This window comes from Butyrivibrio hungatei NK4A153 (genome assembly GCF_000424465.1).
GTDB classification, from domain to species: domain Bacteria; phylum Bacillota; class Clostridia; order Lachnospirales; family Lachnospiraceae; genus Butyrivibrio; species Butyrivibrio hungatei_A.
Window position 1 is genome coordinate 13279 of sequence record NZ_AUJY01000021.1, and the last position, 12564, is coordinate 25842.

A 12564-nucleotide genomic window follows, 5' to 3' on the forward strand; every position below is an offset into this window, starting at 1 on the left:
TCTTGCACTGGATTCCGCGTTAATCACGCCTGATCCGGTGAGTGGCCGGAATTGCCGTAAGGCTCGATCTCGTCGATCATCTCCATGTCGTCTTCTGAAAGTTCGAAGTCAAACAGCTCAGAGTTGGAGCGGATTCTTTCGGGATTGACGGACTTGGGGAGAGGAACAACGTCGTGCTGCATTTCCCAGCGAAGGATGATCTGAGCAACGGTGCGGTCATATTTTTCCGCAAGGTCCTTAAGAAGCGGATGTTCAAGGGATTTGCCTCTTCCGAGCGGGCTCCAGGCCTCTACGAGGATGCCATGTTCCTGACAGAAATCTACTGTATCTTTCTGGAGGAAGCCGGGATTTATCTCAATCTGGTCGACTGCGGGGATGATGTCAAATTCCATGAGCGCCTTGAGGTGATGAGTAAGGAAGTTTGAAACGCCGATTGCTTTTACTCTTCCTGACTTGTATATCTCTATCATCGCCTTCCATGTCTCACGGTTTGTGTTCTCCCAGTCATCGTCAAATGCATATGATGCGGGCCAGTGAATGAGATAGAGGTCAAGATAATCAAGACCGATCTCGCTCATAGTCTTTTCAAAAGCAGCAAGAGTCTTTTCATAGCCAAGTTCTGACTTCCAGACTTTGCTGGTAACAAAGATGTTTTCTCTTTTTGCGGCACCTGTTGCGATAAAGTCGTTTATCGCCTGTCCGACCTGCTTTTCATTCTCGTAAAAAGCGGCTGTATCGATGTGACGGTAGCCGATCTCAAGTGCGGATTTTACAGAGTTATAAGCTTCTGCGGGATCTTTTATCTTGTATGTGCCAAAGGCAAGACAAGGTATAGATGTTCCGTTATTTAGCCTGATTCTGTCAGTGAGTGTATTCATTGAATGTACCTCTCTTTTTATGCCGATATCATCGGTATTGTCGTAAGATTCATACTTACACCATAGTAACATATAATTTGGATAAGGTATGCAGTTTCGTATAAAAAGCATTTCTGAATTTTATATCAGAGAATTCATACTTTTATATCATGATAAAAATTAGTGATAATTAACAAATATCTGATTTATTGACTGTTTTGTTGTGTATTAATGAACAGAGTTAAAAAATAATTTAAAAAACGCTTACAAAAGCAAGGATATGTTGTATTATAGAATTAAGAGAAAATGCTTTACTATTACAACAAGGGGTAACTATGACTAATAATTTTCCTAGAGTAATGATCTGCGGAACCGGAAGCGGCAGTGGCAAGACTATAGTGACTTGTGCGCTTCTTAGGATTCTCAAAAGAAGAGGCTATAATCCCGCTGTATTCAAATGCGGACCCGATTATATCGATCCGATTTTTCACAAAACAGTTTTAGATGTTCCTTCACGAAATCTTGATATTTTCATGGCAGGAAAAGACGGTATTCGTCGTACACTCGACAGAGGCAGTGAGGGGAAAGATTTTGGCGTTATAGAAGGTGTAATGGGATTTTATGACGGGATAAGTATGTCCGGAACAGACGGCTCCAGCTATGATATAAGCAAAGAAACGGAGACACCTGCCATACTTGTTGTAAACGCAAAAGGCATGAGCATGTCGATAATTCCCGTAGTACAGGGATTCTTCGATTATGTCGGAAGAATTAACAATCCAATTAAGGGAATTATATTGAATAATATCTCTCCGATGGTCGCAAAAGATATATCATCGCGCATTGAGGAAGAGGTGCATATTCCGGTCGTCGGATATATTCCTTTTATAAAAGAAGCCGGTATAGACAGCAGGCACCTTGGACTTGTGCTTCCCGATGAAATTCCTGATATTTTGGAAAAAATTGATGCGGTAGCCGATAAGCTTGAGGAGACTCTTGATTTCGAAAAGCTTCTTGATATTGCAGAGAAAGCAGAGAGTTTCAGGACTTTGCAAAACAGTTTTGCACTTCCGCTTTGCGCAGAGCCTGCAGAGGGCGGACCTTTGAAGGTTGCGATCGCAAAGGATGAAGCATTTTGCTTCTACTATGAAGATAACTTTGATCTCATGAGAGATATGGGAATAGAGCTGGAGTTCTTTTCACCGCTTCATGATGAAAGACTTCCTGAGGCAGACGGTTATATCTTCGGAGGAGGTTATCCGGAACTCCATGCAAAAGAGCTGTCCGAGAACACTTCGATGCTTGAGGATATTAAAAATGCGGCAGACAATAATGTTCCTATTATTGCGGAGTGCGGCGGATTTATGTATCTTCAGGAAGAACTTGAGGACAAGGATGGCAATACCTATAAGATGGTTGGCGCAATTCCCGGTAAGTCTTTCATGACGGGGAAACTAACGAGATTTGGCTATGTGACTATAGCTGCCGCAAAAGAAAATACATATTTAAAGCCGTTTGAATGTATAAACGGTCATGAGTTCCACTATTACGACACAACAGACAACGGAGATACCTGCGTGATCACAAAGGGTACGCAGAACCGCTCTTGGGAAGGAATTCAGATAAAAGGAAATCTTTTTGCAGGATTCCCGCATCTTTACTATCCTTCGTGCAATGCATTTATCGAGAGATTCGCAGCAAATATGCTGGTTGGACGATCGCGGATCTGATACAGACAATCCGTATTGAGAGGAAAAGTGTGACAAAATGAATATACATCTTTGTAAAAATGATGAGACCCTTGAGCAGGCGCTAGATTACATCAACGAGCACGACTCCGAGGGAAGAAAATATACATTTGATATAGAAAAAGACAGGTGCTACGTCGGTGATGAGGCCTTTGTATCCGCACCCGTCCTCATAAATCATAAAAACAATTATTGGGCACTGCACATTGTGGAGTGATTTCAGAGTCAATTTAGGAAGAGAGTTGCAAGATAAGCAACTCTTTTTTGATGGAATTATCTATTTTAGTATGTCTTTCGACTATAAGTATATGATAAAATATATACGTATTAACGTATGTGAATCATACATGAATGAGAAGTACTTGCACGTAACAGTAGTTTACAGGTGATCTTATGAGAAGAAGTAAGTATTTTGTTTTTTCCACCAAAAGAAACCGGGTAGATCTGACGCTTGTACTTGTAGCATCTGTCCTCACTCTGATCTTCGCTGATTTATTGAGACGCGTAGAGCCGGATTCTGTATTGAGGACTGTTAAGTATATTCCGATAATGATTGTTACGGCGTTTTGTGGCATCATTCCCGGGATGCTGAGTCTGGTTCTTATTTTTTTCTTTGGTTCTTTTTTGCAAGGATCAATCATGTATCATGCTTTTGCATATCTGCTGATCGCTTGTGCCGTTAATGTTCTTACAAGAATCGGTTTTTTCAAAAATTTTTTTAAAGTAATACTTTCTTCTATGATCTTACAGTTTATCCTGGGTGACCTGTGGGGCTTTTGTAAGCTCGTGCTTAATGGTGCCGGTTTGCCAGGTTTTGATCCGGGCAGGCTTATTCCGCTGCTCTTAAGAGAAGCACCGGGATGTCTGTTTACATGTTTTTTCATATATTTTGTTTTTAAAAAATTGCCGGATGATATCAAATTGATGTTTGGAAGCGGAATGTACTATGTGGACACCACAAGACTTGATGAAGATGACAGATACATGGTCGAAGGCAAGTCCAGGATCGGAAATGTCGTAATGAGGGTAATTGTCTTTGAGGCAATTTTACTTGGGATTATAGCGGAGATCGCATCGAGAGAGCTGTATGCGGATATGACGTTTCGGGGCGGAATTGAGATGGCGATGCTTATATCGATCATAATTACGCCGATGGCTATTTTTGTCAACAACTATGCACAGTATAGGATTGCCGAGCCCATAAGGATTTTGTCGAATGCCGTGACCGATATTTACAATTCGCAGGAAACGGACATAAATGCCAGTGTGGAGGAGGTTCACAGACTTAGGATAGATACCAACGATGAGATAGAAGACCTGTATCATGCCATAGATCTTACTTTTTACAGATTTATGGAATACATTGAACTTGTAAAGAGCAGGCAGCTTATAGAAGACCAGCTCAGGGTGGAAAAGAGCTCGAACGAAGCCAAGTCGAGATTTCTTTCCAATATGTCACATGAGATCAGAACGCCTATAAATGCTGTTCTTGGCTTTGATGAAATGATACTCAGAGAATGTAAGGATGAGGATATCTTAAGCTATGCGATGGATATTCAGAGCTCGGGAAAAACTCTTTTGGCTCTTATCAATGATATTCTTGATTTCTCCAAGATAGAAGCGGGAAAGATGGAGATCATCCCCGGTGAGTATGAGCTTGGATCGATGATAAACGACCTCATAAATATGATAGATGCTAAGATCTATGAAAAAGGACTTGAGTTTATCACGAACATTTCCGATGATATACCGCATGTTCTGTACGGCGACGAGACAAGGATAAAGCAGTGTATCATGAATCTGCTTACGAATGCGGTGAAATATACGGATGTCGGTTCCGTTGCCATGGAGATCTATAAGAAAGATTACGATTCTCTGGCTTACGAGGATATGTTTGATGAAAAGATTATCCTGGGAGTCCGCATAACCGATACCGGAATCGGAATAAAGGATGAGGACATCGATAAGCTCACACTTGCTTTTGAGAGAGTGGATGAAAAGAGAAACAAAACCATTGAGGGAACGGGGCTTGGAATCAGCATCGTTACAAATCTTTTGGGACTTATGGGTTCAAAGCTTAACGTAAAGAGTGAATACGGAAAGGGCTCCGAGTTTTCTTTTGAAATAGTACAGACTGTTGTGGACAGGGAGCCGCTTGGCGAATTTGCCAAGGATTACAGGCAGAGCAAAGTAAACAAGAAAGAGTATAAGGAAAGCTTTCATGCGCCCAAGGCAAAGATTCTTGTTGTTGATGATATAAGCACAAATCTTGCGGTGATACAAGGTCTTTTGAAAAAGACGCTTATTACTGTGGATACGGCGCTTAGCGGAAGGAAAGCTCTTGAACTTGTGACTGAAAATAACTACGATATCATTTTCCTCGATCACAGGATGCCTGAGCTGGACGGCATCCAGACGCTTCATATGATGAAGGGAATGGCAAATAATCTAAATAAGAAGACGCCTGTTGTGGCGCTTACGGCAAATGCGGTTTCGGGATCCAGAGAGATGTACTTTAGGGAAGGCTTTACCAATTACCTCTCAAAGCCTGTTTCGCCGCCAAAGCTTGAAGAGATGATACTTAGTTATCTTCCTTCGTATAAAGTTTCCATACCGGGAGACGATGATTTTGTTGAGGCAGAAAAAGGAGATGCGAAAAAAGAAGACGAGACAGCGCTTAAACTTATGAAGGTACAGGGTATTGATGTTAAGAGTGCCATAGAGCGTTGCGGATCTTCAAAAGTTGTGGTTGATGTCATGCAGGACTTCTGGCTTTCCATCAAGGAGAGAGCAGATCTTATAGAAAAGTATGCAAAAGATGATATTAAGAATTATATGATCTATGTGCATGGGCTTAAGAGCTCCGCAAAGGCAATAGGCGCATTGGAACTTTCAGAAATGGCGGGGCATCTTGAAAAGTGTGCGGAAGAGAAGAATAAGTCGGAAATTGAGGAGAAGACACCGGAACTTCTTGAGCTTTACAGAAGTTATATCAACAAATTGTCTGTTGTTGTGGGCGAAGAAAATGAAGGAGATTCGGATAAGCCTGTAATACCTGAATCGGAGCTTACAGATGCTTTTTCGGCGATAAAAGAATTTGTATCGGGATCGTATTTTGACAGCGCGGATGACATTATGAACATGCTTGGTGAATATAAGATTCCCGATGAATATGTTGAAAAATATGAAAAGGTAAAAAGACTTATGGCAGCAGTTGACAGAGACGGACTGTTGAATATATTGTAGTAATAGCGCAAAGCGGAAGGACAGGATATGGAAAAACGTGTACTCTTAATTGGCCACGAGAAAAGCTTTATGGTTAACGCTATAGAAAAGGGGCTCGAGAAAGAAGGATACGGAGTTTTAATGATGGAACCCGACAAAGAGCAGATCGAGGTTATGGAAGACAGGCCTATGATCTACCTTCTGTATATGGGGGATCTGTCAAAATCCGACTATGAGTTGTTTGAGTATTTGAATGATGCGATAGACAGCGAGCGATTTTTGCTCTATATCATAGGAAACAAAGAGGAACTTGATCTGGCGCTTGAGTATATTGCAAAAGAGAAAGTTCAGGAGACGTATCTTAGACCTCTTGATGTCAAGCACCTTACGGAACAGCTTAATTCTGTAGTTGAATACAGTGAGCTTGACGATGAGCTTAAAAAGAAGATCCTCATAATTGACGATGACGGAACTATGCTCAGAATGATGAGAACCTGGCTGTCGGTAAAGTATCACGTGTACATGGCAAGCTCGGGTAAGATCGCGTTATCTTTTTTGGCAAAAAATCCTATCGATCTGGTACTGCTTGATTACGAAATGCCCGGAATGGACGGTGCGGCCGTACTCAAGGAGATGAGAAGTACTCCTGCGTATAAAGATATTCCGGTTATCTTCCTTACCGCTAAGGATGACAAGGAGAGCGTTATGAAAGTAGTAGGGTTAAAGCCCGAGAAGTACCTCCTTAAATCCATGCCGAAAGAAAAACTTACCAATGCCATTGATGAGTTTTTTATCATAAGATCAAGAAAAAAGTGAGGAAGGAACAGTTATATGATTTCAAAACTTATTGACAAGATTGTAAACACAGGTGCGCCTATTGTTGTGGGACTCGATCCCAAGCTTGATTTTGTACCCGAAGCAATAAAGAAAAGATGCTTTGAGGAAAAGGGTGAGAACCTTGAGGGAGTTGCGGAGGCGTTCTGGCAGTTCAACAAAGAAATCATTGATAACGTATATGATGTTGTTCCTGCTGTAAAGCCACAGATAGCAATGTACGAGGAGATTGGAATTCCCGGTCTTATCGCATTTAAGAAAACTGTAGATTATTGTAAAGAAAAGGGCCTTATCGTTATCGGCGATATAAAGAGAGGCGATATAGGTTCAACAGCCCAGTCTTATGCAGTTGGTCACCTTGGCGGCGTTAAGGTTGGCGATAAAGTATTTAAGGGCTTTGACGAAGACTTCGTAACAGTAAATCCTTATCTTGGATCTGACGGAGTTAAGCCTTTCATAGATATTTGTAATAAGGAAGACAAGGGAATCTTCGTTCTTGCAAAGACATCAAATCCTTCAAGCGGAGAGTTCCAGGACAGACTTATCGACGGAAAGCCTCTCTATGAGATAGTAGGCGCTAAGATAAGAGAGTGGGGCGAAGAGTCGACAGACGGTTCATACAGCAATGTGGGTGCCGTAGTCGGAGCAACATATCCCGAGATGGGCAAGGTGCTCAGAGAGATCATGCCTCACAATTACATCCTTGTTCCCGGATACGGAGCACAGGGCGGTAAGGGAAAAGACCTTGTTAACTTCTTTAATAAAGACGGACTCGGAGCAATCGTAAATTCTTCGAGAGGAATCATAGCAGCATGGAAGAGCGACAATTACAAGCAGTTTGGTGACGGAAAGGTCGGAGAAGCTGCAAGGGCGGCAGTCCTTGATATGAAGGCGGACATCGCAGGTGCGCTCGCTCAGTAACAGAACAAAAGGAATAATTTGCATATTGGCAGCGGCTTTCGGCTTCGCACTTATGACGGCGTTTATACGTGCAGCCGGAGACGTGCCCGTAATGCAAAAGAGTTTTTTCAGAAATTTGGTGGCAATGTTCATCGCGTCTATCGCTCTGGTAAGATCGGGCATTGGCTTTAAAATTGAGAAAAGCTACAGACTTGATATTTTCTTTAGGTGCCTATTTGGCACGTCAGGTGTTATCGCAAATTTTTATGCAATAGGAAAACTTGGGATAGCGGACGCAAACATGCTAAACAAGCTAGCGCCGTTTTTTGCCATAGTGCTCTCAATACCGCTGTTAAAAGAAGTTCCGTCAAAGGTGGATGCCATATCAACTTTGATCGCATTTATCGGAGCTCTTTTTATCATAAGACCGACAGGTGTCGTCGCTGAGACAATCCCTGCCATTATTGCGGTGTACGGAGGCTTCGGAGCCGGAACCGCTTACGTGTTTGTCAGAAGGGCGAGCAAAAAAGGTGCAAATACGCCGACAATTGTATTCGCGTTTTCGGCGTTTTCGTGTCTCGTAACTTTGCCGTTTCTGATATTTGATTATTCGCCAATGAGCATGAGGCAGTTTCTAAGCCTTATCATGGCTGGAGTATCCGCATCTCTCGGACAGTTTGCAATTACTTCGGCATATCGCTACGCACCTGCAAAAGAGTTATCTGTTTTTGACTACACTCAGGTTATATTCGCAGCACTCATCGGAATCGTGGCATTCTCTGAAACACCGGTGCTTCTCAGTATCATCGGATATGCCATAATAATAGGTGTTTCGGTTGTCAGGTGGATGAAGAGAAATGAGCAATAATATATTAATTGTGAATATGCATTTATGATGATATAATACTTTGTCAGAGGATTGGGCTTGGATTTTTTCTGAGTAAATACGAAATAAAAAGGAGTTTATGAGTTATGGAAAGATATAAGGAAGAGTTTATTGAATTTATGGTAGACAGCAATGTCCTTAAGTTTGGAGAGTTTACTCTTAAGAGTGGTCGTAAATCTCCTTTTTTTATGAATGCGGGAGCATATGTAACAGGTTCACAGCTTAAGAAGCTCGGTAACTACTATGCAAGAGCAATTCACGATACATTCGGACTTGAATTTGACGTTCTCTTCGGACCTGCATATAAGGGAATTCCGCTTACTGTTGCAACATGTATGGCAATCAGTGAGCTCTACGGAAGAGAAATAAGATATTGTTCAAACAGAAAAGAAGTCAAGGATCACGGAGATAAGGGAATCCTTCTTGGAACAAAGCTTCGTGACGGAGACAGAGTCCTTATAATTGAAGATGTTACAACATCTGGAAAGTCAATCGAAGAGACTGTTCCTATCATCCAGGCACAGGCTGATTGTGATATCGTAGGCCTTATGGTATCTTTGAACAGACAGGAAAAGGGCTTGGAGAGCGAGATGAGCGCTCTTGACGAAATCAAGGAAAGATATGGCTTTAGTGCGCACGCGATCGTTACAATGGAAGACGTTGTAAGCTATCTTTATAACAGACAGATTGACGGAGAGGTAATCCTTACAAAGGATATCAAGAAGGCAATCGATGAGTATTACGCTGAGTACGGCGCTAAGAAAGACTGATAACAGTTTACTGCGGTGAAACCGCTACGGAGGTACATTTATGGAAGAACATACATACAAAGTGCTTGGTGGCACAGGAGCCATGAATATAGCATTGGGAGTGGTTTCACTTGTAGTTGGAATAACTGCCGGAATATTGCTTATTATATGCGGAGCAAAACTTCTTGGCAGTCGCAAAAATGTGATTATTTAAAGACATAACAGACAACCGGTAGATATGAAGAAACTCAATTTAAAAAAGATAAAGATTCTTAATAAACTTAGCCATTTCAGGGAAAAATACGTTTTCACCGATAACAGGCATCCGGAAAAAGGAATAATGTCTACCATACTCGGACTCCTGTCAGATGTATCATTGGTGGCAGTGGTACTCTTTTCATACAGGAACGGAGGGCAGGCTTTTATGCGATACGCCGCAGCGGCATTTGTTGCGGCGATATTTTCATGTTTGGGACTCGCTCTCGGAATCATGTCCCGAATGGAAAAAGATATATTTAAATTGTTCCCTAATCTTGGGATTATTCTTAACCTGATCGCGGTTCTCTTTATCATTTTTATTCTGGTATTGGGATTTATGTGATTCGAGGAACGAAAGGAATAGGACAATGACTGAAAACGAAGCAGTATTTGAATTTAGCGTCGGAAATGATGTCACCGATGAGAGATATGCCCTTGCAATGGAGAGGGTATCGGGCATTTCCGATGAGCATTTGGAGAATAAAGAATTTGATGATTATTTTCATGCGGTAAAAGACTTTATTCTCATGATAGACGAGACCTATAAATGGTCTGAAAACGGCGGAAAAGACAATGATTCTCTGGAAGAGCTTAAGGCAAGAAACAAAAAGCTCTACAGCGACATTCTTCCCGAAAACTATGATAAGAGCTACGGCAATCCGGTATATGCATGTGACAGACTCGGAGAAACATTCGGAAAGATCTTGTCATCTCTTTATTTTGAGCTCAGATCCATGATTGCTAATGCTTTTGAACTTCAGAAGTATGAGATTGTGATCAGAACGGAGCTCTTTCTTGAAGTATACGGAGCATTCGTGCAGGCTTCCGCTGATGGCAAACTTCCTGAGTATGAGGACGTCAGACAGATAATGTACTGGTTCTACAGTGATTATGCCGAGGAAGAGAGAATGGTCAGATTCGCTCAGATAGTTAACCCCGAAAAAGACTATTTCAGGGATATCATAATGAACAGCGACTTGACTGATATAAGATACCTCTATAAATTCGGAGAGTATATTTCAGACAACGAGATAAAGACCGCACAGCATCTTATCGAGATGTCCGAGGAAGAGATCGATAAGATAGCAACCACTTTTACGGAAGGATATCGCATTGGCTTTGCTGCAACAGGCAAGGATATCAGCATTAAAAGCACCGCTTCTGTAATTTATATTTTGGGATTTGAGAGAATTATCAAAAAAGCTGTTTTGAATTTTGAGAAGATCGGTCTTAAATCCGGAATCTATCGTTTTATTCCAAGTAATTTCTATATGGGCGGAAGTGCCAGAAGAAATGCTTGTCACGGCGCAATTCCAAACAAGCAGTTTGATTATGACCACAAGGATGATGACGGATTGTTCCTTGATGCGGCTCTTGTAAACAGACGACTTGAGGCTGTAAGGGCAGCAGGTGAAAAGTACAAGAAGGAAGCAAAACTTTACGGAGGTCCCGCTGTACTTGAAGGATTCGGCGAAGTACCTTTTTCACCCGAACAGAAGAAGGAAGCAATTCATCTTAGCGACGAGCAGAGTAAGCTCCTTAGCGGTTATAAGATTCAGGCGTCACTTATCCAGAATGAATATATTATAGGAAAAGAGAGAAGCTTTACGATCATTTCTTTCCCTGTTCCCGATATAGGAGAGCAGTACGAGGCCATCTTTGACGAGACGGTCAAGATAAACACGCTTGATTACAATCTTTATCAGAATATTCAGAAGAAGATCATAGATGCTCTTGATGAAGCGAAGTACGTGACAGTCAAGGGAATGGGCGATAATCGCACAGATATCAAGGTTATGCTTCATGAGATAAAAGACAAAGAGAAGGAAACAAATTTTGAGAACTGTGTTGCCGATGTAAATATTCCTGTCGGAGAAGTGTTTACATCCCCCGTACTTGCCGGAACATCAGGAATACTGCACGTTTCGGGCGTTTATCTCATGGGACTTTACTTTAAAGACCTCGAGATTAAATTTAAGGACGGATGCATCGAAGATTACAATTGTGCAAATTTTATAACTGAGGAAGACAACAAAAACTATATAAAGCAAAATATCCTGTATAATCACGATACTCTGCCGATCGGAGAGTTTGCCATCGGAACAAATACGACGGCATACACGTTTGCAAGGAAATTTAATATTGCGGACAAACTCGATATATTGATTGCAGAGAAGACGGGACCGCATTTTGCGGTAGGTGATACGTGTTATTCCTATGAAGAGGACAATGACACATTTAACTTTGACGGAAAGAGGCATATAGCCAAGGAAAATGAGATTTCCTCAAAGAGAAAAACAGATTCTGATAAGGCATATTTCAGCTGCCATACAGATATAACGATTCCGTACGATGAACTCGGTGAGATCAGAGCTGTAAGAGAGGACGGAACCGGCATAACTATCATAGAAAACGGCAGATTCGTGCTTCCCGGCACGGAGGAATTAAATAAGCCTTTGGATGAATAAAATAAACCATTGGATGTAAGAAAAAAAACCATTGGTTGAATAAAAAAGTGGCACAATATATTGTGTTGTGCTATGATACAAGTGGCTAAATGTTGAAGCAGAAAAATGGAGGAAAACATGGCAAAAGTTGGAATAGTAATGGGTAGTGATTCAGATATGCCCGTTATGGCAAAAGCTGCAGATATTCTGGAGGAGCTCGGAATCGAATACGATATGAGGATAATATCCGCTCATAGAGAACCGGATGAATTTTTTGAATATGCGAAGACTGCAGAGGAAAAGGGATTTAAAGTAATTATCGCCGGAGCAGGAATGGCAGCACATCTTCCCGGAATGTGCGCTGCAATCTTTCCCATGCCCGTAATAGGAATCCCTATGCACACAACTTCTTTGGGAGGCCGTGATTCATTATACAGTATAGTTCAGATGCCTACAGGTATTCCTGTTGCTACAGTAGCTATCAACGGTGGAGCAAATGCAGGTATTCTTGCTGCAAAGATTCTGGCAACGGGAGATGCGGAGCTTCTTGAAAAACTTAAGAAGTACACTGCATCACTTAAGGACGGAGTTGTTGCCAAGGACGCAAGACTTCAGGAAGTCGGATACAAGAACTATTGATTGGAATATAAACAGGCAAAA

12 protein-coding genes are annotated in these 12564 nt (G+C 41.7%); 11 read left to right on the forward strand and 1 reads right to left on the reverse strand.

Features of this window, described 5'->3' with window-relative positions; translation table 11 throughout:
* Window positions 1-23: 23 nt before the first annotated feature.
* A complete protein-coding gene (locus G628_RS0109060; protein ID WP_027208980.1) occupies window positions 24-878 on the reverse strand; it encodes an aldo/keto reductase in 855 nt (284 codons plus the stop codon).
* A gap of 314 nt (window positions 879-1192) precedes the next feature.
* On the opposite strand from G628_RS0109060, the gene G628_RS16955 reads away from it, so the two are divergent.
* The 11 genes from G628_RS16955 to purE all read left to right on the forward strand — a co-directional run bounded on the left by G628_RS16955 (window position 1193) and on the right by purE (window position 12543).
* Window positions 1193-2587, forward strand: a complete 1395-nt coding sequence (locus G628_RS16955; protein ID WP_034500762.1) for a cobyrinate a,c-diamide synthase — start codon at window positions 1193-1195, stop codon at window positions 2585-2587.
* 37 nt (window positions 2588-2624) lie between these two features.
* Window positions 2625-2822 (forward strand): hypothetical protein, encoded by a 198-nt coding sequence (locus G628_RS0109070; protein WP_026667555.1) that lies wholly within the window; start codon window positions 2625-2627, stop codon window positions 2820-2822.
* A 176-nt stretch (window positions 2823-2998) separates the two neighbouring features.
* Window positions 2999-5851 (forward strand): response regulator, encoded by a 2853-nt coding sequence (locus tag G628_RS16960; protein WP_051199123.1) that lies wholly within the window; start codon window positions 2999-3001, stop codon window positions 5849-5851.
* Window positions 5852-5878: 27 nt separating this feature from the next.
* Window positions 5879-6646, forward strand: coding sequence for a response regulator (locus G628_RS0109080; protein ID WP_026667554.1), 768 nt, complete (start codon window positions 5879-5881; stop codon window positions 6644-6646).
* A gap of 15 nt (window positions 6647-6661) precedes the next feature.
* Window positions 6662-7585, forward strand: coding sequence for an orotidine-5'-phosphate decarboxylase (gene pyrF, locus G628_RS0109085; RefSeq protein WP_026655396.1), 924 nt, complete (start codon window positions 6662-6664; stop codon window positions 7583-7585).
* Window positions 7569-8432 (forward strand): DMT family transporter, encoded by an 864-nt coding sequence (locus G628_RS0109090; protein WP_027208981.1) that lies wholly within the window; start codon window positions 7569-7571, stop codon window positions 8430-8432. Before pyrF ends, G628_RS0109090 begins: the two co-directional genes overlap by 17 nt.
* A 104-nt stretch (window positions 8433-8536) precedes the next feature.
* Window positions 8537-9220, forward strand: a complete 684-nt coding sequence (pyrE, locus tag G628_RS0109095) for an orotate phosphoribosyltransferase (RefSeq protein WP_026667552.1) — start codon at window positions 8537-8539, stop codon at window positions 9218-9220.
* A gap of 40 nt (window positions 9221-9260) precedes the next feature.
* Complete coding sequence (locus G628_RS18920) at window positions 9261-9413, forward strand: hypothetical protein (protein WP_026655392.1); 153 nt, start codon at window positions 9261-9263, stop codon at window positions 9411-9413.
* A gap of 24 nt (window positions 9414-9437) precedes the next feature.
* Window positions 9438-9800, forward strand: a complete 363-nt coding sequence (locus G628_RS0109105; protein ID WP_051199124.1) for a DUF6142 family protein — start codon at window positions 9438-9440, stop codon at window positions 9798-9800.
* 25 nt (window positions 9801-9825) lie between these two features.
* Window positions 9826-11925, forward strand: a complete 2100-nt coding sequence (locus G628_RS0109110; protein WP_051199125.1) for an aminopeptidase — start codon at window positions 9826-9828, stop codon at window positions 11923-11925.
* A gap of 117 nt (window positions 11926-12042) precedes the next feature.
* Window positions 12043-12543 (forward strand): 5-(carboxyamino)imidazole ribonucleotide mutase, encoded by a 501-nt coding sequence (purE, locus tag G628_RS0109115; RefSeq protein ID WP_026655389.1) that lies wholly within the window; start codon window positions 12043-12045, stop codon window positions 12541-12543.
* Window positions 12544-12564: the final 21 nt, after the last annotated feature.